The sequence below is a fragment of the Kluyvera georgiana ATCC 51603 genome, assembly GCF_001654985.1.
Lineage (GTDB): Bacteria > Pseudomonadota > Gammaproteobacteria > Enterobacterales > Enterobacteriaceae > Kluyvera > Kluyvera georgiana.
Genome location: NZ_LXEU01000068.1, coordinates 24,335 through 46,232, shown reverse-complemented (window position 1 = coordinate 46,232; position 21,898 = coordinate 24,335). Strand labels below are relative to the sequence as shown.

Genomic DNA, 21,898 nt, shown 5'->3' with positions numbered 1-21,898 from the left:
CTCTTGATGGGAAGAGTATATTCACTTTACTGACGGCGATAATCCTGCGCTGGTTCAATGCATCTTTGCCTGGTACGCACAAATGAATCCTAACCTTCTTCCCGACCTTGCTACCTTTGTGTTGATTATCGACCAGGGGAGCTTCTCCGCCGCCGCCAAAGCCTCAGGCGCTACGCCTTCCGCTATTAGCCGCAGCGCTTCACGCCTCGAGAAGGCGCTGGGCAGCAAACTGCTACATCGTACGACGCGCAAGCTGGCGCTCAGCGAAACGGGCAAAATAGTGTATGCACACGCGCAGGAAATGCTGCATGCGGCGCAAATGGCCGTCGACTCGGGAAGCAGCCGACAAAGCATCGCGCAGGGTAAGCTGACCCTCAGCGTGCCCAAGGCGGTGGGACGGTTTGTCATTCATCCTCTGATGGCCGAATTCTTTGCACGCTACCCGCAGGTGGACGTCTGTCTTCGGCTGGAAGACCGCTACATGGATTTAATCGACGATGGCGTCGACCTTGCGCTGCGCATCAGCCAGTCGCCCTCGCCGGGCCTGTACGGGAAACCGCTGATGTCGGTCAGCCATGTGATATGCGCGACCCCCGCGTACTTACGCGATCACGGTACGCCCGAGCACCCACAGGCGCTTCGCGATCATAGCTGTATCAGCCTTGGCGAGACCCCTGCGGATTCACGCTGGAAGTTTCGATGCGGTGAGCGTGTGGAGACCATTCAGACTCGCGGCCGCTACGCCGCCAACCATACCGGTGTGCGTCTGGATGCGGTGAAAAATAACCTCGGCATCGGCAGCCTGCCGCTCTTTACCGCCCGCGAGGCACTTGCGAGCGGAGAGATCGTCCAGGTCCTGCCAGAATGGGAATTTATCAGCGACTACAGCGGCGACCTGTGGCTGCTGTGGACGCGTAATCAACATATGCCCGCCAGAATGCGGGCGATGATTGATTATCTCAGCGAGAAGCTACCGCTACACAACACCTGATCACGGCGCGCGGGCAAAGACCTCCGCCACCCACTGACGAAAACCGTCCACATCAAGATCCAGCGCCACCTGCGCGTTGGCGGGCTGCCCCAGACGCCCTTCAATATCCACCACCGTGGTGCCAGCGGTGTATTGCCCCTGGGTTTCCACCGCCACAAAGCAGCCGTGCAGCGTAAACAGGTCCGGACGGACCAGCCAGGCAATGGCGCAGAGGTCGTGCATCCGCAGGCCGCTCTGCATACTGCCGCTACGATAGTGGCTAAACAGCGCGTGAAGCATGCTGCCGGTCTTATTCTGCGCGGGAAGCGTAGACAGATACTCCGGCGTCAGCACGGCCTGATTGGTCACATCCAGCCCGCACATCACGATTTCCAGACCGCTGCGGAACACCAGCGCCGCGGCTTCTGGGTCGATGGCGATATTGAATTCGGCGTTGGGGGTAAAGTTACCGCGCCCGGCTGAGCCCCCCATGATCACCAGACGGCGAATGTTGAAGCGACACTCGGGATACTGCGTCAGCAGCAGCGCAATATTCGTCAGCGGGCCGATAGCCACCAGCGTGATCGGCTGCGGCGCGTGCATCAGCGCATCGCGAATGGCCTGAAAGGCCGGTTTCGCCAGCGGCTGGCGGTTGTGCTCGACAAAATCATAGCCTTCCATGCCCGACTCGCCGTGAACCGAGGCGGCGTCACGTAGCGGACGCACCAGCGGCGCGGCGGCTCCCTGTGCGAGTGGCACATCGACGTCCCAGAAATGCAGGAGCTGTAAACCGTTACGGGTGGTTTTTTCGACCGAGACGTTGCCGGCAACGGTGGTCATCAGTTGAAGATCCAGCTCGGGGGCAAAGAGCGCAGCGGCAATCGCCGCCGCATCATCAATACCGGGATCGGTATCCAGAAAAATAGGTAGACGCATGATTTCTCCCTAAAAAAATGCCAGACGTTAAGCCTGGCATTTTTTCACATTCGCGGGAGAAATAATTTATTCAACTTCACGAACATCCACACGCAGCTCGCGCGGAACTTCGAAAACAATATTCTCTTCGCGGCCTTCAAGGGTGATGGCTTCGCCGCCGCCCAACGATTGCAGGCGGGCAATCACGTTCTGCACCAGAATATCCGGCGCGGAAGCTCCGGCAGTCACGCCGACGCAGGCGGCGTCTTTCACCCAGGCTTCCTGGATGTCCGCCGCATCGTCAATCAGATAGGCCGCTTTGCCCATCCGCTGCGCCAGTTCGGCCAGACGGTTGGAGTTGGACGAGTTTTTGGAGCCGACCACCAGCACCACGTCGGCCTGCTGGGCGAGCGATCGCACGGCTTCCTGGCGGTTAGTGGTGGCGTAGCAGATATCATCTTTGCGCGGACCAACGATTTTCGGGAAGCGCTGGCGTAAGGCATCAATAACGTCGGAGGTATCATCCACCGAGAGCGTGGTCTGGGTCATAAATGACAATTTGCCCTCGTCTTTGACCGTCAGCTTCAGCACGTCTTCCGGTGACTCGACGAGGTACATGCCGCCTTTCGGGTTGCTGTACTGACCCATCGTACCTTCCACTTCCGGGTGACCGGCGTGGCCAATCAGAATGGATTCTTCACCACGACGGCTGGCGCGCGCCACTTCCATATGCACTTTCGTGACTAATGGACAGGTCGCGTCGAAAACCGTGAGATCGCGGCTTTTGGCTTCGTTACGTACGGCCTGAGAGACCCCGTGCGCGGAGAAGATAAGGATAGCGCCATCCGGCACTTCGCTAATTTGCTCGATAAAAATCGCGCCGCGTTCACGCAGACTGTCCACCACGTAGCGGTTGTGCACCACTTCGTGACGGACGTAGATTGGCGCGCCATAAATGGCGAGCGCATTTTCAACGATGCTGATAGCGCGGTCAACGCCTGCACAAAAGCCGCGTGGGTTGGCCAACAGGATCTGCATGTTACGCCTCCAGTACCGGATCGACTTCCAGTACTTCAATATCAAAATGAACGGTATGGCCCGCCAGCGGATGGTTAAAATCAACCGTGATGGAATCACCGTTGATTTCGCGGATCACGCCCGGCATTTCGCTGCCATCCATCGCGGTGAACAGCATGATCGCGCCGATTTCCGGCTCGCCCGCATCCATAAATTCGCGGCGGGAGAAATACTGGATCAGGTCGGGCGTCGAGATACCAAACGCCGCATCCGGCTCCAGAGAGAAGGATTTTTTGTCCCCGGCCTTCAGGCCGAGAAGATGCTGCTCCAGCCCTTCAGACAGGGAGGCATCGCCCAGACGAAACAGCGCCGGTTTGCCGTTGTTACGGGTCGACTCTGCGGTAGAGCCATCGTCCAGTTTCAGCGTGAAGTGCACCAGCACCGCGCTATTGCTTTGAATCGAGTTAGACATGCAGGTACAGCCTTCTATCTTACGACATTGAAATGACGGTTATTGTTATACGTTCGGCGTGGTCCGTGCGCCCGGTGGCGCTGCGCTTACCGGGCCTACCCTCCAGGCCAGATAAGTACAGCGCCATCCGGCACCAGGCTACGCCTGCTTTTTCGGCAGGAAGCCTTCCAGCACAATCAACGCCGCGCCGATACAAATTGCCGTATCGGCCAGGTTGAAGGTGGCAAAGTGCCAGTCGCCGACGTAGAAATCGATCATGTCGACAACAAAGCCGTGCCACAGACGGTCGAACAGGTTACCCAGCGCGCCGCCGATGATCAGCGCATAGGCGATGTTATTCAGCTTCTGCGTAGCTTTGGAACGGTACATCAGTACCGCCAGCGCCACGCAAATACCGATAGCGATACCCGCGAAGAACCAGCGCTGCCAGCCGCCGCTGTCCGCCAGGAAGCTGAACGCGGCGCCATAGTTACGCGCATAATGCAGATTAAGCGACGGGAACAGCGACACCGTATCCCCCAGAGCAAAGTTCTGGAGGATCAAGTACTTGCTGCCCAGATCGATAATCAGCACGGCTACCACCAGCCACAGCCAGCGTAGCCCTGTTGAACAAATCGATTTACTCATCAGGCAAACTTACGTTTTTCGCCGTCACCGGCCACGTTGCTCACACAGCGTCCGCAGATATCTGCGTGCTCCGCCACCTTGCCGATATCCTGAGTATAGTGCCAGCAGCGCGGGCACTTCTCACCTTCGGCTTTATTCAGCGCGACTTTCAGACCTTTCAGCAGTTCACTCTGCTGAGCGTCAGCGGTCGCCGCTGCATAATCGGCAACGGTCGCCCCGGAGGTCAACAGGACAAATCGTAATTCGTCACCCAGCGCCGTCAGTTTGGCTGCCAGCTCCGCATCCGCGTACAGGGTCACTGCCGCTTCGAGGGAACCACCAACTTTCTTGTCAGCACGCGCCTGTTCGATAACCTTGTTCACTTCGCCACGAACTTTCAGCAGCTCTTCCCAGAAGTCGTCGTTCATCTCTTCGGCATTGTCCAGGCCGAACAGCCCTTCGTACCATTCACCGGTGAAGACATATTTCTCGCGGTCACCCGGCAGGTAGCCCCAGATTTCATCGGCGGTGAAAGACATGATCGGCGCCATCCAACGAACCAACGCTTCTGCAATGTGGTACAGCGCAGTCTGGCAGCTGCGACGCGCCACGCTGTCCGCTTTTGCGGTGTACTGGCGGTCTTTGATGATGTCGAGATAGAAAGAACCCATTTCAACGGAGCAGAAGCGCATCAGACGCTGTACCACTTCGTGGAAATCGTAGGAAGCGTACGCTTTCACGATATCTTCCTGAGCGGCCTGCGCACAGGCGACGGCCCAGCGATCCAGCACAACCATCTCTTCCGGCTTCACCATGTCTTTCTTCGGATCGAACCCGTTTAGGTTCGCCAGCAGGAAGCGCGCGGTGTTACGGATACGACGATAGCTGTCGGCAGCACGTTTCAGGATTTCGTCAGACACCGCCATTTCGCCGGTGTAGTCGGTGGATGCCACCCACAGACGCAGGATATCCGCGCCCAGTTTGTTCATCACGTCCTGCGGAGAAACGGTGTTACCGATAGATTTGGACATCTTACGGCCCTGACCATCGACGGTGAAGCCGTGGGTCAATACCTGACGGTATGGCGCTTTACCTTTCATGGCGACGCTGATCATCAGCGAGGACATGAACCAGCCGCGGTGCTGGTCGGAGCCTTCCAGGTACATATCCGCTGCGTGGCCGCCGAATTCCGGACGGGCATCAACAACGGAGTAGCTGGTTGAACCGGAGTCGAACCACACGTCCAGCGTATCCGGCACTTTGACGTAGTTGTCTGCGTCGTCGCCGAGGATTTCACGCGGATCGAGATCCCACCACGCCTGAATGCCGTCTTTCTCAACGTACTTGGCCACCGCTTCCATCAGTTCGGTGGTGCGCGGGTGCAGCTCTTCGGTGTCTTTATGCACGAACAGCGCCATCGGCACGCCCCAGGTACGCTGACGGGAGATACACCAGTCAGGACGGTTTGCCACCATGGATTCGATACGTGCTTTACCCCATGCCGGGATCCAGCCGCTCAGATCTTCTTTCGCCAGGCCTTCCTGCTCAATGCGGTCGATCTCTTTGAGAGACTGAATGCGCAGGCCTTTCTGGTCCATGCTGACGAACCACTGCGGAGTCGCACGGAAGATGATCGGCGACTTATGACGCCAGCAGCACGGATAGCTGTGCTGCATTTTTTCGACGTGCAGCAGCGCGCCTTTTTCCGTCAGCAGCGCAACGATTTTGTCGTTGGCTTTAAAGACGTTCACACCGTCCAGCTCCGGATAGGTACCCGCCAGGTATGCGCCGTCCGGGCCAACCGGGTTCGCGATTTCCAGGCCGTATTTCTGGCTGATCACGTAGTCGTCCGGGCCGTGGCCACCGGCGGTATGCACCGCGCCGGTACCCGCATCCAGGGTGACGTGATCGCCGAGGATAGCCGGCACATCAAAGCCCATGAACGGGTGGGTAAAGCGCAGCAGCTCCAGCTCAGCGCCTTTGACGGTACCGAGGATGGTGTAGTCAGCGGCGCCAATGCGTTTCATCACGCTTTCAACCAGGTCGCTCGCCAGAATCACCGCCTGGCCGTCGATCTGCACCAGCGCATAATCGAAGTCCGGCGCCAGAGAAATGGCGCGGTTAGCCGGCAGGGTCCACGGCGTGGTGGTCCAGATAACCAGCGAGATAGGGCCGGTCACGTTGGCCGCGCCAAATTTCGCTTTTACCGCGTCCCGATCGGCGGCGTGGAACGCGACGTCGATAGACGGGGAGGTTTTGTCGTAATACTCAACTTCCGCCTCCGCCAGCGCGGAACGGCAGTCAACACACCAGTGCACCGGCTTCGCGCCTTTGTGCAGGTGGCCGTTAGCGACGATTTTACCCAGCGCGCGAATGATGTTGGCTTCGGTTTTGAAGTCCATGGTCAGGTACGGCTTCTGCCAGTCGCCCAGCACGCCCAGACGGATAAAGTCGGTACGCTGGCCGTCAACCTGAGTCGCGGCGTATTCGCGGCACTTGGCGCGGAATTCTGCCGCGGTGAATTTCTCACCCGGCTTACCGTATTCCTGCTCTACCTTCAGCTCGATCGGCAGGCCATGGCAGTCCCAGCCCGGGACGTACGGCGAGTCGTAACCGGAAAGCCCTTTGGACTTCACGATAATGTCTTTCAGAATCTTGTTAACCGAGTGACCAATATGAATGCTGCCATTCGCATATGGAGGGCCATCATGCAGAATGAAGGTTTTTTTGCCTTTTTTGGCTGCACGAATGATGCCGTACAGGTCATCATCGGTCCAACGCGCCAGCATCCCCGGTTCACGCTTGGCGAGATCGCCGCGCATCGGGAACCCTGTTTCCGGCAAATTCAGGGTAGATTTATAGTCACTCATCAGATTATCGATTCCGTATTTAAAACGTGTTCAGGCATTAAGCCGGTGTTGATAGCCCAAAATGCTCCCGGGCCGTTAGCACATCGCGTGCGATTTGAGCCTTAAGCTCATCAAGCGACGCGAATCGCTGCTCGTTGCGTATCTTTTTACGCAGTATCACATCTATATGGCGACCGTACAGGTCCATTGCAACGTCCAGCAAATGAACCTCCAGCTGCTGGCGCATGCCCGCAACCGTTGGACGCGTGCCAATGTTAGCCACGCCCGGCAGCGGCTTGTCGCCCAGCCCTGCCACTTCCACCGCATAAACCCCTTTAACAGGGGAAACCTGACGACGCAGCGGTAAATTCGCCGTCGGGAAACCGATTGTGCGGCCCAGTTCATCGCCGTGCACCACGCGCCCGGAAATAATGAACGGATGGCCCAGTAGGCGTTCCGCCTGCTCGAGATTATCGTCGGCCAACGCCTGGCGCACCGCGGTGCTGCTAATGCGCACTCCGCCATGGCAGAAGGTTTGCGTGCTGGTGATGTCGAAACCGAAGTCCGCGCCCGCCTTCTGTAATAACAAGAAATCCCCCTGACGACCAGCGCCAAAGCGGAAATCATCACCCACGGCAAGGAACTGCACGCCCAGACGCTTCACCAGCAGCTCGCTGATAAAGTCCTGCGCGGTCAACGCCGCAAAGCGGCGATCGAAGCGCAGGCACAGGACGTAGTCCACTCCACTCTCGGCCAGATAGCGCAGCTTTTCGCGCAGGCGCGTCAAGCGCGCAGGGGCCTTGTCAGCCGCGAAGAGCTCCAGCGGCTGCGGTTCAAAAATCATCACCACCACAGGCAAACCGCGCGCTCTGCCCTCGGCACGTAAGCCTTGCAGTAACGCCTGATGCCCACGATGCACACCGTCGAAATTACCAATGGTCAGAACGCACCCATGTGGGGCCTGACTGAGATTATGTATGCCGCGTATCAGCTTCATGTCTGGCTCAAAAGAGTGAAAATCGTCAGAGTATACCTTGTACAGCAGTCAAGGTTAACCGGCGATTACACCTCGTAACGGAAAGAGGGAATGATTTCATCAGCATCCGTTAAAAAGGCAAGAAAATATAGTCGAGATGCGTGATTTTTGTGCCGGAAAGACTGTATTCATCGGCGACAAGCTGGTAGAATCCTGCGCCATCAATACGTAATGCAGCGTTGTCAAATTAACGGCGCTTATTTGCACAAATCCATTGACAAAAGAAGGCTAAACGGGCATATTCCTCGGCCTTTGAATTGTCCATATAGAACACATTTGGGAGTTGGCCTTGGCTAATATCAAATCAGCTAAGAAGCGCGCCGTTCAGTCTGAAAAGGCTCGCAAACACAACGCTAGCCGTCGCTCTATGATGCGTACTTTCATCAAGAAAGTATACGCAGCTATCGAAGCTGGCGACAAAGCTACTGCACTGAAAGCATTTAACGAAATGCAACCGATCGTGGACCGTCAGGCTGCTAAAGGTCTGATCCACAAAAACAAAGCTGCACGTCATAAAGCAAATCTGACTGCACAGATCAACAAACTGGCTTAATCGCCCGCTTGTTATCAGCTTTGTAGAAAAACCCGCGTAAAGCGGGTTTTTTTATGTCTGTTTTTTGCAGGCCGGAGAAGGAAAAGCCCCCTCCGGGCCGATCTTATCTGGCCGGCAACGTCCGAGGATTATTTCGTCGGTTCGGCAAACAGCGCCGAATAGTCGCTATGGCAGATACGCTGTACCGATGGGTGCTGAATCATGCGTTCGGCAAAAATCGCGTGATACTCTTCCATCACGTTATCCATACGGCCAATTTCCACAATGCTGTCGTCAGCATAGAAATCGTGAGAATAGAGCGTCGGCGCGACAAATATGGCGTTATGCGCCGCGCCAAAGGCCTTCATCAGCGCCGCATCGTCAAACTCACCGAGTATCTCGACCTTCAGCCCCTGCACGTTAAACCAGTTCAGCAGCTTGCGTCCGAGCATGGAGCGTCGCCCTGGAATCAGCAAGCGTCGCTCTTCCAGACACGCCGGGAAGGGTTTCTCCGGCGGCGGATTGGTGCACCAGAAGCTCACGCTACACTCACCGATTTTCACCGAGAACAGTCCTTCCTGCTGCGTAGAATCGATCGGGCAGTCAGAGATAATCATATCCAGCTTGTGCTGGCTGAGCTGCTCGAGCAACATTTCATGCGTCGACTCAAAACAGCGCAGATGAATTTGCTCACTTTCCACCACCGCCGCATCCAGTACCCCGCTGACCAACCGTTTCGACAACGCATCGGCCACCCCCACGTCGAACAACAGGTTCGACTCCTTGCGATAGTTCACGATATCCAGCATCTCCTGGCTAAGCGTGAACATCTTGTCGGCATAGCGAAATACCAGCTCACCGAGTTCCGTCGGCTCAATACCGCGCCCCTTACGCTTAAACAGCTTGCCCTGAAGCCGCTCTTCCAGAGCCTTAATCTGGCCGGTAATGGTCTGCGGCGTGAGGTATAGCGCCTCCGCCGCGCCCACGACAGAACCTTCCTTGTAGACATGCCAGAAGTAGTAAAGATGGTTGTAGTTTATATGCGACATGCCCTGTGCTCCTCTTTCCTTTCATTCTCATTTCGCTACCGGCTTTAAGCGTGCACGTAGCAAGCTGTATCCCACCACCGCAGACAGGACGGAGCCGATCAGAATGCCAAGCTTCGCCCAGTTAATCAGCGACGGATCGACGCTGCCAAAGGCCAGGCTGGCGATAAAAATAGACATCGTAAAACCAATCCCACACAGCAGTCCGACGGCCATAATCTGCGCAAAGCTGGCGCCTTCCGGCAGCTTTGCCAGCTTCAGCTTTAGCGCCAGCCAGCAGAACAAGCTGATGCCCAGCGGTTTGCCAATAAACAGACCGGCGATAATGCCCAGAGGCAGCAGCGAAGTCAGCCCGTCGAGCGTCACCCCTTGCAGCGAGACGCCCGCATTGGCAAAGGCAAATAGCGGCAGGATCATAAACGCCACCCACGGATGCAGCACGTGCTCAAGCTGCTTTGCCGGCGACTTGCCATTTTGCTCACGCAGTGGAATAAAGAAGCCCACGATCACGCCCGCCAGCGTGGCATGCACACCCGACTTCAGCACCGCGGTCCACAAAATGACGCCGACCAGAATATAAATACCGGTGCGCCGTACGCCGCTCAAATTCAGGATGGCCAGTGCGGCAATAGCAACGGCCGCGACGGCAAGCGACAGCAGCGATAAATCGCTGGTGTAGAACAGCGCAATAATCACAATAGCGCCCAGATCGTCGATAATCGCCAACGCCATCAGGAAGATCTTGAGGGACGCCGGAACGCGGCTACCGAGCAGCGCCAGCACGCCAAGCGCAAAGGCGATATCCGTTGCCGCCGGAATCGCCCAGCCGCTGCTGGCTACCGGATCCTGCGCGTTAAACGCCAGATAGACCAGCGCGGGCACAACCATCCCCCCCAGCGCGGCCACGACCGGGAAAATCGCCTGACGACGCGTCGCAAGCGATCCCTGCATCATCTCGCGTTTAACCTCGAGGCCAATCAACAGGAAAAATACCGCCATCAGGGCATCGTTAATCCACAGCAGCATGTTTTTGTTGATTTCTAATGCGCCAACGCGCAGTTGCACCGGCGTCTCAAGAAACGCGTGGTACAGGCCGCTAGTCACGCCGAGGTTTGCCATCAGCATCGCCAGAACGGCGGCAATAATCAGAATGATGCCCCCAGAGGCATCGTTGCTAAAAAAGCGCTGAAGATGTTTCACTTTTAATCTCTCTATACGTCTTATACATCGATAAAACCATAATATCGCGTTTAAAAGCTCGAAAAAAACAGATTATAACTGGATGACAATTCAGTTTAGCCGAATTAATCAATCATCACCTCTCCTGGAGAGGTTTTAGGGGTGACAATAAAAAAACCCGGAGCGCATGCTCCGGGTTTTGTCGGTTCAGCCCTCGCCTGACGGCGAAAGATTAACGGGTTAAATCGTCAAAGAACTTTTTCACGCCGTCAAAGAAGCTTTTTGAACGCGGGCTGTTGTTTTCACCGGTTGGGCCGCCGAAGCTTTCCTGCAGGTCTTTCAACAGCTGTTTCTGCTTCTCGTTCAGGCCGACCGGGGTTTCAACCACCACGCGGCACAGCAGGTCGCCCTGCGCACCGCCGCGAACGGACTTCACGCCCTTGCCGCGCATGCGGAACAGTTTGCCGGTTTGCGTTTCACCCGGAATTTTCAGCTTCACGCGACCGTCGAGCGTCGGCACTTCAATCTCGCCGCCCAGCGCCGCCATGGAGAAGTTGATCGGCACTTCGCAGTACAGGTTGTTACCTTCACGCTCAAAGATAGCGTGCTGTTTCACCTGCACCTGAACGTACAGATCGCCTGCCGGAGCGCCGTGCTCACCGGCTTCACCTTCACCGCTCAAGCGAATACGATCGCCGGTGTCCACACCTGCCGGAATTTTAACGGACAGGGTTTTGGTCTTCTCAACGCGACCGTGACCGTGGCATTTGTTGCACGGATCTTTAATCAGCGTACCGCGACCCTGACAGTGTGGACAGGTCTGCTGTACGGCGAAGAAGCCCTGACGCATCTGCACCTGGCCGGAGCCGTGACAGGTTGGACAGGTCTGCGGCTGTGAGCCCGCTTTCGCGCCGCTGCCGTGGCAGATGTCGCACTCTTCCAGCGTCGGGATGCGGATCTCTTTGGTCACACCGCGAACCGCTTCTTCCAGCGTCAGATCCATGTTGTAGCGCAGGTCTGCGCCACGGGATGCGCGCTGGCGACCGCGACCACCGCCGAAGATATCGCCGAATACGTCACCAAAGATATCGCTGAAGTCTGCGCCGCCGCCGAAACCACCGGCACCGCCGCCGCCCATACCGCCCTGTTCAAAGGCTGCATGACCGTACTGATCGTAGGCCGCGCGCTTCTGCGCGTCGGTCAGGATCTCGTACGCTTCTTTGATCTCTTTAAACTTGGCTTCGGCCTCTTTATCACCCTGGTTGCGGTCCGGGTGGTATTTCATGGCCAGGCGTTTGTACGCCTTTTTGATTTCGCGCTCTTCCGCTGTTTTGGAGACGCCCAAAATCTCGTAATAGTCTTGCTTTGCCATTGGTATTGTTCAGCCCCTTAACATGCGAGCACGGGCGGAGAGGAAACCTCTTCGCCCGTGCCGATTAATTACCCTGCATCAGGGCGATTATTTTTTGTCTTTCACTTCTTCGAACTCTGCGTCAACAACGTCGTCGTCTTTCGCATTGTTCGCGGAAGCGTCAGCGCCTGCTGCGCCAGCCTGCTGCTGTGCATGCTGCTGCTGAGCGATTTCCATCAGTTTCTGGGAAACCTGCGCCAGCGCCTGCATTTTCGCTTCGATGTCCGCTTTGTCTTCGCCTTTCAGAGACGTTTCCAGCGCGGTCAGCGCAGACTCGATAGCGGTTTTGTCGTCAGCCGGCAGCTGTTCACCTGCTTCTTCAACCTGCTTACGGGTGCTGTGCAGCAGATGGTCGCCCTGGTTACGGGTCTGAACCAGCTCTTCGAACTTACGGTCAGATTCTGCGTTCGCTTCTGCATCGCGAACCATCTTCTGAATTTCTTCCTCGTTCAGACCGGAAGATGCCTTGATGGTGATCTTCTGCTCTTTACCGCTGTTTTTGTCTTTCGCGGAAACGTGCAGGATACCGTCAGCATCGATATCGAAGGTCACTTCGATCTGCGGCATGCCGCGCGGTGCCGGGCTGATACCGTCCAGGTTGAACTGACCCAGTGATTTGTTATCGGATGCACGTTTACGCTCACCCTGAATCACGTGGATGGTTACCGCAGACTGGTTGTCTTCCGCGGTAGAGAACACCTGGCTGTGCTTAGTTGGGATGGTGGTGTTTTTGTTGATGAGCGCAGTCATCACACCGCCCATGGTTTCGATACCCAGAGACAGCGGGGTAACGTCCAGCAGCAGCACGTCTTTTACTTCACCGGTCAGCACGCCGCCCTGAACCGCCGCGCCGATAGCAACAGCTTCGTCCGGGTTAACGTCTTTACGCGGCTCTTTACCGAAGAACTCAGCAACTTTCTTCTGCACCATCGGCATACGCGTCTGACCACCGACCAGGATAACGTCCTGGATATCGGATACGGACAGGCCAGCATCCTGCAGCGCAACTTTCAGCGGCTCGATAGAACGGTTAACCAGGTCTTCTACCAGGCTTTCCAGTTTCGCACGGGTCACTTTGATGTTCATGTGTTTCGGACCGGTCGCATCTGCAGTGATGTACGGCAGGTTCACGTCGGTCTGCTGAGCGGAAGACAGCTCGATCTTCGCTTTCTCAGCGGCTTCTTTCAGGCGCTGCATCGCCAGCGGGTCGTTACGCAGGTCGATGCCCTGATCTTTCTTAAACTCGTCAACGAGGTAGTTGATCAGGCGGGTATCGAAGTCTTCACCACCCAGGTGGGTATCACCGTTGGTTGCCAGAACTTCAAAGGTTTTTTCGCCATCAACTTCGTCGATTTCGATAATAGAGATATCGAAAGTACCACCACCGAGGTCGTAAACCGCGATAGTACGGTTGCCGACTTCTTTATCCAGACCGTAAGCCAGCGCAGCTGCGGTTGGTTCGTTGATGATACGTTTGACTTCCAGACCTGCGATACGGCCGGCGTCTTTAGTTGCCTGACGCTGAGCATCGTTAAAGTATGCAGGTACGGTGATAACCGCTTCAGTTACCGGCTCACCCAGGTAATCTTCAGCCGTTTTCTTCATTTTTTTCAGCACTTCAGCAGAGATCTGCGGCGGTGCAGTTTTGGTGCCTTTCACATCAAGCCATGCGTCGCCATTGTCTGCGGCAACAATTTTGTACGGCATGATAGAAACGTCACGCTGAACTTCTTCGTCCTGGAAGCGGCGACCAATCAGGCGTTTAATCGCAAACAGGGTGTTTTGCGGGTTTGTCACTGCCTGACGTTTAGCCGGCTGACCAACCAGAGTTTCACCATCCTGGGTATAAGCAATGATAGAAGGCGTGGTGCGGTCGCCTTCGGCGTTCTCCAGAACGCGAGCGGTAGTGCCATCCATAATCGCTACACAAGAGTTGGTAGTACCCAGGTCGATACCAATAATTTTACCCATCTAAACGTCTCCACTAAAAATTCAGTCAACATGTGGTTGTGAATCTGTAATAAGGGCGAAACCTGCGGTTTCAACTGCCCTGAATCGTTTTTTTTCAGACTCACTCACTGCGGTTGACTACAAGATGGGGTCACAACGTCATCCATCAAGGGGCAGGATTAAAAATTTTTCATTCAGTGCGGTTTTATTTCCGACGTTTCGCTAAACGCATTCACGATATAAATATAAAAACATCAATTTATTCAGTTAATTGCTGTCATAAGCTGTCATAATTCAGCGCTGAAAACCGAACCAACGAGGAATAAAATTTACCGTAGCATTTTGCTCACTAAAATGGCCCCTCCGGTAAGGAATACGATGAAAACCCTTTTAAACGTCTCAGTCAGTCTGGCGTTTGGCCTGCTGCTGGCCAGTTCCGCCTGCGCCAACGACCACAAAACGCTGGGCGTTATCGCCCTGCCCCGCAACGAAACTAACGATCTCACCCTGAAGCTCCCGGTATGTCGAATTGTGAAGCGCATCAAGCTCAGCGTGGATCGCGGCGACGCGCAGCTGAGCGGCGCTTCGGTGTACTTTAAGGCCGCCCGCAGCAGCAGCCAAAGCCTCAACGTCCCGTCTTCACTCAAAGAAGGCCAGACGACGGACTGGATCAACATCAACAGCGACAATGACAACAAACGCTGCGTGTCCAAAATCAGTTTCTCAGGCCATACCGTCAACTCTTCCGATATGGCATCGCTGAAAATCATCGGCGACGATTAATCTTGCTCCGCTAACATAAGTCACGAACGTAAATGAAAGTCTCCTATCTGAATGATGAAGATTTGCTCTTCCTCCAGCACTGTAGCGAAGAGCAGCTGGCGCGCTTAGCTCTGTTGATGACCCACAATGAAAAAGGCAAACGTCGCCTGTCGAGCGCGCTGCTGCACAATGAGCTGTATATGTCGATGGAGGGCCATCCGGAGCAGCACCGTCGCAACTGGCAGCTGATCGCCGGCGAGTTTCAGCACTTTGGCGGCGATAGCATCGCCAACCAGATCCGCGGCCACGGCAAGCTGTACCGTGAAATCCTGCGCGACGTTGCTAAACGTCTGGGGCTGAAAGCCGACAAAACGATGCCGACCGCAGCCATTGAGAAACAGCTGCTGGAACAGTTTGTTCGCCATGCGTGGAAGCGGATGAACGACGAACAGAAAGCCCGCTTTCATGCAGCAATCCAGCTGAAAGTCATGGAAGTGGAAGCTTTACTGCCGCAGCTTATCGATCACCATCGTCTGGATCACGGCATTGAACACCTGCTGGAGAGTCAGCTCGGCCACATTTTGCATAAACATGCCGCCGTCAGCGTTATCGGCCACGGTTTAATGCGCGGGGCCGGTCTTGGCGGCCCGGTCGGCGCAGCGGTGAACGGCGTGAAGGCCGTCAGCGGTAGCGCCTATCGCGTGACCATCCCAGCCGTGCTGCGCATTGCCTGCCTGCGTCGTCTGATTGCCCGCGCGGCATTACAGCGAGCCGGATAAGCTAAAGGGGGAAAATAGTTCATTTTCCCCCGATCAGATCATAGACAGCCCGTTTACTCCTGATTATGATGCCGCGCCCCCAGCAGTGGGGAGATTATTTCACCATTCAATGATGATTTGAGGAATTATGGGCAACACTAAGTTGGCTAACCCGGCACCGCTGGGCCTGATGGGCTTCGGCATGACCACCATTCTGCTTAACCTGCATAACGCCGGTTTCTTCGCCTTTGACGGCATTATTCTCGCTATGGGTATTTTTTACGGCGGTATCGCGCAGATTTTCGCGGGCCTGCTGGAATACAAGAAAGGGAATACTTTCGGTCTGACCGCTTTCACCTCTTACGGCTCTTTCTGGCTGACTCTGGTCGCCATTCTGCTGCTGCCGAAGATGGGGATGAGCGATGCGCCTAACGCACAATTCCTCGGCGCTTACCTCGGCCTGTGGGGCGTGTTCACGCTGTTCATGTTCTTCGGTACCCTGAAAGCCGCGCGCATGCTGCAGTTCGTGTTCCTGAGCCTGACCGTGCTGTTCGCGCTGCTGGCGATTGGCAACATCAACGGCAACGAAGCGATTATTCACGTGGCAGGTTGGGTTGGCCTGGTTTGTGGCGCGAGCGCGATTTACCTGGCAATGGGTGAAGTGCTCAACGAGCAGTTCGGCCGTACCGTGCTGCCGATTGGTGAAAAACACTGATCTCTCTGGTTATAAAAAAGCGTCGGCATGGCCGACGCTTTTTTTTTGCCTGCGATTGCGCTCGCTTATGAACGTTGTAACGCACCAACAGCAGCGGGTCGTTCTTTACGCAGCCAGATTCCCAAGCCTAGCCCAATCAACGACAGCGCCAGTACGTACCAGGCGGGCGCCATCGGTGACACGCCCATCAGCATGGTGACGGCAATCGGCGTCAGGCCGCCGAAAATGGCGTAGGAAACATTGTATGAGAAGGAAATCCCGGTAAAGCGGACTTCCGCCGGGAAGGCGCGCACCATGACATACGGTACGGCACCCACCACGCCAACGCACAGACCGACCAGTCCGTAGAGCAAGAACAGCTGTTCAGGGTGCGTTCCGGCAAGATGGTAGAAAAACCAGCTAGAGCAGGCGAGCAGGATGCTGCCCACAATAAAGGTTTTACTGGCCCCGACGCGGTCGACAATCAACCCCGCCAACAGGCAGCCAACGCAGAGCATCACCGTCGCCACGCTGTTGGCCTGTAAGGTCAACGCAGGGGCAAAGCCGTACTGCTTTTGCAGCCAGACCGGTGACATCAGGATAACCACCACGATGCCCGCCGACAGTAGCCAGGTCAGCAGCATTGAAACCACCACCGCCTGCTTGTGCTTGAGGACAACGGATTTAAGCGGCAGCTCCTGAGCCAGCGCTTTACGTTGCTGCATTTCCAGGAAGATAGGCGTTTCCTGCAACCAACGACGCAGGTACATCGCCACCAGGCCAAAAGCCCCGCCGAGCAGGAACGGAATACGCCAGCCGCCGTCATGAATTGCCTGTGCAGAGAGCTGAGTGTTAATCAGCGTCGCCACCACCGAACCCAGCAAGATCCCGACCGTCAGACCCGCCGTTAGCGTACCGCAGGCGATACCAATTCGCCGCGCCGGGACATGCTCGGCAACAAACACCCACGCCCCCGGAACTTCCCCGCCAATCGCAGCACCCTGCAAAATACGCATCAGCAACAGCAGCAGCGGCGCTGCCAGCCCAGCGCTGGCGTAAGTCGGCAGCAGGCCAATCGCCAGGGTCGGTACCGCCATCAGCAAGATGCTGAGGGTAAACATTTTTTTGCGCCCGACCAGATCGCCGAAGTGCGCCATAATGATCCCGCCCAGCGGGCGCGCCAGATAGCCAGCGGCAAAGATGCCGAAAGTTTGCACCTGACGCAGCCATTCGGGGATGTCTGCCGGGAAGAAAAGCTCCCCTACCACGGCGGCAAAGAAGACGAAGATAATGAAATCATAAAACTCCAGCGCGCCGCCCAGGGCAGCCAACGTCAGCGTTTTATAATCTTGTCGATTCAGAGGTCGGGTGTAATGTGACATAACAAACCATTCGCAAAGTCGAGCTGTTGATATAAGTTTACGATTTGTGTAAAGCAAAAATTACTATACCGTAAACCTTATCGCACGCCAGAGGAATGATAGGTTATGTCAGAAAAGCATTACATTCAGGATAAAGTCTCGCGACGTGCGCTCTTAGGGCGAAATGCTGCTACGACTTCCGGATGGGTCTCGATATAGGGCCCCTCCAGCAACTGTACACAATACGGTACACTTGCGAAGATACCATTCACCAGCACTTTGCCATCGGCGTCCTTTACCCCTTCCAGCGTCTCCTGGATGGCCTTCGGCTGGCCCGGCAGGTTGAGGATCAACGCCTGTTTGCGAATCACGCCGACCTGACGAGAGAGAATCGCCGTCGGTACAAAGTGCAGGCTGACCTGACGCATCTGCTCGCCAAAGCCTGGCATCACGCGGTCGGCAATCGCCAGCGTAGCATCCGGCGTCACATCACGACGCGCCGGGCCCGTGCCGCCCGTCGTCAGCACCAGGTGGCAGCTCATCTCATCGACCAGCTCGCACAGGGTTTGCTCAATGATGGTTTGCTCATCGGGGATCAGGCGGGTTTCGATTTCGAATGGCGTCGCCAGCGCGCTGCCCAACCACTCTTCAAGCGCCGGCAGGCCTTTGTCCTGGTAAACGCCGCTGGAGGCGCGGTCAGAGATAGAAACTAAGCCAATGCGTAAAGTGTTCATGATTATTCCGTTTAAACAGTCTCGTTAAACAGAATGATACACTGCGAAGAGAAGGACAGACAGGTTTCAGAAGAGGTAGCGTGACCGCCGTAGCGGCCACGTATCAATGATTACAGCAGGTCGCCGATCATTTTTTCCAGTTTTTCCTGGTCAATCGCAAACTTACGGATACCTTCCGCCAGTTTGTCGACCGCCATCGGATCCTGGTTGTGTTGCCACAGGAACTCAGACTCGGTGATACGGCTCGGACGCGCTTTCACTTCACCGGTGAAGGTCAGTTTACGCTCCAGCGGGCCTTCGCTTTCTGCCAGCTCTTTCAGCAGCGCAGGCGCGATGGTCAGACGATCGCAGCCGGCCAGCTCAAGGATTTCGCCGATATTACGGAAGCTTGCGCCCATGACCACGGTTTCATAGCCGTGTTCTTTGTAGTACTGGTAGATTTCGCTGACAGAAACCACACCCGGATCTTCCGCAGGCGCGTATTCTTTCTTGTCAGTATTGGCTTTGTACCAATCCAGAATACGACCAACAAACGGGGAGATCAGGTATACGCCCGCTTCCGCACAAGCACGCGCCTGAGCGAAGGAGAACAGCAGGGTCAGGTTACAGTTGATACCGTCTTTTTCCAGCTGCTCCGCCGCGCGGATGCCCTGCCAGGTAGAAGCCAGTTTGATCAGGATGCGATCGTTGCTGATGCCAGCATCGTTGTACATTTTGATCAGACGTTTGGCTTTGGCGATGGACGCTTCGGTGTCATAGGAGAGACGCGCGTCAACTTCGGTAGAAATACGGCCAGGGACCAGCTTCAGGATTTCCAGACCGATGTTTACGGCCAGTTTGTCAGTAGCATCAATAACCTGCTGCGCACGGTCGCTGCTCTGGCTACGCGCCCAGGCTACCGCATCGTCAATCAGTTTACGGTACTCAGGAATCTGTGCTGCGCCCAGAATCAGGGAAGGGTTGGTTGTCGCATCCTGAGGCTGATACAGCTTCATTGCTGCGATGTCTCCGGTGTCAGCCACTACGGTTGTGTACTGACGCAGAGATGTCAATTTATCCGTCATGATAGTGTTTCTCTTTAAACAGCTGTTAGGGGGGTGTAACCGGTCTGCCTCGATAATATCACGCCGCTCTCTCAGCGCAACCGCCGACATCATGAGAGCGCAGAGTATGATAAACTCAATCATTGGACTTTCAGACGTGGCCGTTCTGCGCGCTGAATATGGTAACGCTTACATTGGCTGAATCGAATCGTGCGAAGCATCGATAGCTTCCCGGGTTCAGCCGTCCGTTTTGGCATAGACAAGAGGACGTTTAATGCCTGATTTCCTGTCTTTTATCAGCGAAATACTGTGGGGCTCGGTAATGATTTACCTGCTCCTTGGCTGTGGTATCTGGTTTACATGGAGAACCGGCTACATCCAGTTTCGCTACATCCGTCAGTTTAGCAAAAGTCTGAAAGCAAGCCTGAAGCCGGGCGAAGGCGGATTAACCTCATTCCAGGTGCTGTGCATCAGCCTGGCCGCGCGCGTCGGCAGCGGTAACCTGGCTGGCGTGGCGCTGGCGATTACCGTCGGCGGCCCCGGCGCGGTGTTCTGGATGTGGGTTGCGGCGATTATCGGCATGGCGAGCAGCTTTGCCGAATGCTCGCTGGCACAGCTCTACAAAGAACGTGACGCTAACGGGCAGTTCCGCAGCGGGCCCGCCTGGTATATGACGCGCGGACTGGGCATGCGCTGGATGGGCGTGCTCTTCTCCCTGTTCCTGCTGCTCGCCTACGGGCTCATCTTCAATACCGTGCAGGCCAACTCCATGGCACACGCATTGAACTATGCATTCGACGTTCCCCTCAACTTCACCGGCGTCGTGGTGGCCTTCTTCGCCCTGCTGGTCATGATGCGCGGCATGAAAGGCGTGGCGCGGCTTAGCCAGTGGCTGGTGCCGCTGATGGGACTGGTGTGGGTCGTCACCTGCCTGCTGATCTCGCTGTGGCATATCGGGGAAATGCCCGAGATCATCAACATGATTATTCGCAGCGCCTTTGGCCTGCAAGAAGCGGCGGCAGGTGCCGTCGGCTACAGCGTCAGCCAGGCGATTACCAGCGGCTTCCAGCGCAGCATGTTCTCCAACGAAGCGGGGATGGGGTCCACGCCTAACGCCGCTGCCGCCGCGGCCTCCTTCCCTCCTCACCCGGCGGCGCAGGGCATCGTACAAATGATTGGCGTGCTGATTGATACCATCGTTATCTGTAGCGCCAGCGCGATGGTTGTACTGTTGTCGGGCCACGGCACCAAAACCACGGGCTATGACGGTATTCAGCTTATCCAGCACGCAATGAGCGTGTTGGTTGGCAGTTGGGGCGCCAGTTTTGTGGCAATCGTGATGATCATGTTTGCTTTTACGTCGATCGTCGCTAACTACGTTTACGCCGAAAACAATCTGATCTTCCTACGCTGCAACAAACCCTGGGCCATCTGGCTGCTGCGTATTGGGACTCTGTTGATGGTGGTTATCGGCAGCCAGCTCAGCTTGCCTGTCGTCTGGCAGATGGCTGACGTGATTATGGCGCTGATGGCAATCACCAACTTGTCGGCCATTTTGCTGCTGTCACCGGTGGTCAGAATCATCGCCCGAGATTACCTACGCCAGCGTAAACTTGGCGTCACGCCGGTGTTCGATCCCGACTATTATCCGGAGATCGCCCACCAGCTCGCGCCGGAAAGTTGGGATCAACCGCCGCGCCAATAGCAGCAATCGATCACCTGCGGCCCTTTTTTTGTTAAAGTTGCGTGAAATTTTCTGCAAGGACTGGATATGCTGATTCTGATTTCTCCTGCTAAAACGCTCGACTACCAAAGCCCGCTGGCCACCACGCGCTATACCCAGCCGATGCTGCTAGAGCACTCTCAGCAGCTGATTGGCGTTGCGCGCAAGCTCTCAGCGCCGCAGATTAAAGCGCTAATGGGGATTAGCGACAAGCTGGCGGATTTAAACGCCACCCGCTTCCACGACTGGCACCCGGACTTCACGCCGGAGAACGCCCGCCAGGCGATTCTGGCGTTTAAAGGCGATGTTTACACCGGGCTCAAGGCGGAAACCTTCAGCGAAGCCGATTTTGACTTCGCCCAGAAGCACCTGCGCATGCTCTCCGGCCTGTATGGCGTGCTGCGTCCACTGGATCTGATGCAGCCTTATCGTCTGGAAATGGGGATTCGTCTTGAGAACCCGCGCGGGAAAGATCTGTATCAGTTCTGGGGAGAGGAAATCACCCATACGCTGAACGCCGCGCTGCACGAGCAGGGCGACGATATCGTGGTGAATCTGGCATCAGATGAGTACTTCCGCTCGGTGAAGCCGAAAGCGCTGAAAGGAACAATCATTAAGCCGGTATTCCTCGATGAGAAAAACGGCAAGTTTAAGGTGATTAGCTTCTACGCCAAAAAGGCGCGCGGGCTGATGAGCCGCTACATCATTGAGAATCGTCTGTCGAAACCAGAGCAACTGACCGGGTTTGATAGCGAAGGGTATTTCTTTGATGAGGAAAGTTCGAGCGCCGAAGAGTTAGTCTTCAAGCGCCACGAGCAGTAAGCAGGTCGCCCAGCAGGG

20 protein-coding genes and 1 pseudogene are annotated in these 21,898 nt (G+C 55.9%); 7 read left to right on the top strand and 14 right to left on the bottom strand.

The genetic code is table 11. The annotated features are described in order from the left end of the window. The first annotated feature begins 82 nt into the window (after positions 1 to 82). Positions 83 to 991, top strand: a complete 909-nt coding sequence (locus tag M989_RS17230) for a LysR family transcriptional regulator (protein WP_064547287.1) — start codon at positions 83 to 85, stop codon at positions 989 to 991. Here M989_RS17230 and rihC read toward each other — a convergent pair whose 3' ends face one another. The 7 genes and pseudogenes from rihC to M989_RS26305 all read right to left on the bottom strand — a co-directional run bounded on the left by rihC (position 992) and on the right by M989_RS26305 (position 8,031). Continuing rightward, on the bottom strand, positions 992 to 1,906 hold the full coding sequence (gene rihC, locus M989_RS17225) for a ribonucleoside hydrolase RihC (protein WP_064547285.1): 915 nt from the start codon (positions 1,904 to 1,906) through the stop codon (positions 992 to 994). A gap of 66 nt (positions 1,907 to 1,972) precedes the next feature. Beyond that, positions 1,973 to 2,923: a 4-hydroxy-3-methylbut-2-enyl diphosphate reductase gene (gene ispH / locus M989_RS17220; RefSeq protein WP_064547283.1), complete on the bottom strand. Its 951-nt coding sequence runs from the start codon at positions 2,921 to 2,923 to the stop codon at positions 1,973 to 1,975. 1 nt (position 2,924) lies between these two features. After that, a complete protein-coding gene (gene fkpB, locus M989_RS17215) occupies positions 2,925 to 3,374 on the bottom strand; it encodes an FKBP-type peptidyl-prolyl cis-trans isomerase (protein ID WP_064547280.1) in 450 nt (149 codons plus the stop codon). A 138-nt stretch (positions 3,375 to 3,512) separates the two neighbouring features. Further along, positions 3,513 to 4,001: a signal peptidase II gene (lspA, locus tag M989_RS17210; protein WP_064547278.1), complete on the bottom strand. Its 489-nt coding sequence runs from the start codon at positions 3,999 to 4,001 to the stop codon at positions 3,513 to 3,515. After that, complete coding sequence (ileS, locus tag M989_RS17205; protein ID WP_064547276.1) at positions 4,001 to 6,850, bottom strand: isoleucine--tRNA ligase; 2,850 nt, start codon at positions 6,848 to 6,850, stop codon at positions 4,001 to 4,003. Before ileS ends, lspA begins: the two co-directional genes overlap by 1 nt. A gap of 37 nt (positions 6,851 to 6,887) precedes the next feature. Further along, complete coding sequence (ribF, locus tag M989_RS17200) at positions 6,888 to 7,826, bottom strand: bifunctional riboflavin kinase/FAD synthetase (protein ID WP_064547274.1); 939 nt, start codon at positions 7,824 to 7,826, stop codon at positions 6,888 to 6,890. 25 nt (positions 7,827 to 7,851) lie between these two features. After that, positions 7,852 to 8,031: pseudogene (locus tag M989_RS26305) on the bottom strand (DUF2575 domain-containing protein). A 123-nt stretch (positions 8,032 to 8,154) separates the two neighbouring features. On the opposite strand from M989_RS26305, the gene rpsT reads away from it, so the two are divergent. Continuing rightward, on the top strand, positions 8,155 to 8,418 hold the full coding sequence (gene rpsT / locus M989_RS17195) for a 30S ribosomal protein S20 (RefSeq protein WP_003018940.1): 264 nt from the start codon (positions 8,155 to 8,157) through the stop codon (positions 8,416 to 8,418). Between the two features lie 128 nt (positions 8,419 to 8,546). Here rpsT and nhaR read toward each other — a convergent pair whose 3' ends face one another. The 4 genes from nhaR to dnaK form a co-directional block, all read right to left on the bottom strand. After that, entirely contained in the window at positions 8,547 to 9,446 is a 900-nt protein-coding gene (gene nhaR / locus M989_RS17190) for a transcriptional activator NhaR (protein ID WP_064547272.1), read from the bottom strand. 27 nt (positions 9,447 to 9,473) lie between these two features. Then, entirely contained in the window at positions 9,474 to 10,643 is a 1,170-nt protein-coding gene (nhaA, locus tag M989_RS17185) for a Na+/H+ antiporter NhaA (protein WP_064547270.1), read from the bottom strand. A 211-nt stretch (positions 10,644 to 10,854) separates the two neighbouring features. Further along, positions 10,855 to 11,994 (bottom strand): molecular chaperone DnaJ, encoded by a 1,140-nt coding sequence (gene dnaJ, locus M989_RS17180; protein WP_064547269.1) that lies wholly within the window; start codon positions 11,992 to 11,994, stop codon positions 10,855 to 10,857. Between the two features lie 87 nt (positions 11,995 to 12,081). Beyond that, positions 12,082 to 14,004, bottom strand: a complete 1,923-nt coding sequence (dnaK, locus tag M989_RS17175) for a molecular chaperone DnaK (protein ID WP_064547267.1) — start codon at positions 14,002 to 14,004, stop codon at positions 12,082 to 12,084. Between the two features lie 357 nt (positions 14,005 to 14,361). On the opposite strand from dnaK, the gene M989_RS17170 reads away from it, so the two are divergent. The 3 genes from M989_RS17170 to satP all read left to right on the top strand — a co-directional run bounded on the left by M989_RS17170 (position 14,362) and on the right by satP (position 16,218). Continuing rightward, positions 14,362 to 14,766: a DUF2541 family protein gene (locus M989_RS17170; protein WP_064547265.1), complete on the top strand. Its 405-nt coding sequence runs from the start codon at positions 14,362 to 14,364 to the stop codon at positions 14,764 to 14,766. A 32-nt stretch (positions 14,767 to 14,798) separates the two neighbouring features. Next, positions 14,799 to 15,524 carry an acidic protein MsyB gene (gene msyB / locus M989_RS17165; RefSeq protein WP_064547262.1) on the top strand — a complete coding sequence of 242 codons (726 nt, stop codon included), beginning with the start codon at positions 14,799 to 14,801 and terminating at the stop codon, positions 15,522 to 15,524. Between the two features lie 127 nt (positions 15,525 to 15,651). Further along, positions 15,652 to 16,218, top strand: coding sequence for an acetate uptake transporter (satP, locus tag M989_RS17160; protein ID WP_064547261.1), 567 nt, complete (start codon positions 15,652 to 15,654; stop codon positions 16,216 to 16,218). A 65-nt stretch (positions 16,219 to 16,283) separates the two neighbouring features. Here the strand turns inward: satP and M989_RS17155 are convergent, their stop codons facing one another. The 3 genes from M989_RS17155 to tal all read right to left on the bottom strand — a co-directional run bounded on the left by M989_RS17155 (position 16,284) and on the right by tal (position 19,356). Then, on the bottom strand, positions 16,284 to 17,579 hold the full coding sequence (locus M989_RS17155; protein WP_064547259.1) for an MFS transporter: 1,296 nt from the start codon (positions 17,577 to 17,579) through the stop codon (positions 16,284 to 16,286). Between the two features lie 125 nt (positions 17,580 to 17,704). Beyond that, positions 17,705 to 18,292 (bottom strand): molybdopterin adenylyltransferase, encoded by a 588-nt coding sequence (mog, locus tag M989_RS17150; RefSeq protein WP_064547257.1) that lies wholly within the window; start codon positions 18,290 to 18,292, stop codon positions 17,705 to 17,707. Positions 18,293 to 18,402: 110 nt separating this feature from the next. Further along, entirely contained in the window at positions 18,403 to 19,356 is a 954-nt protein-coding gene (gene tal, locus M989_RS17145; RefSeq protein WP_064547256.1) for a transaldolase, read from the bottom strand. A gap of 253 nt (positions 19,357 to 19,609) precedes the next feature. On the opposite strand from tal, the gene M989_RS17140 reads away from it, so the two are divergent. Both M989_RS17140 and yaaA read left to right on the top strand, forming a co-directional pair. Continuing rightward, positions 19,610 to 21,040, top strand: a complete 1,431-nt coding sequence (locus M989_RS17140) for an alanine/glycine:cation symporter family protein (protein ID WP_064547253.1) — start codon at positions 19,610 to 19,612, stop codon at positions 21,038 to 21,040. Positions 21,041 to 21,106: 66 nt separating this feature from the next. Further along, complete coding sequence (yaaA, locus tag M989_RS17135) at positions 21,107 to 21,880, top strand: peroxide stress protein YaaA (RefSeq protein WP_064547251.1); 774 nt, start codon at positions 21,107 to 21,109, stop codon at positions 21,878 to 21,880. Positions 21,881 to 21,898 lie beyond the last annotated feature (18 nt).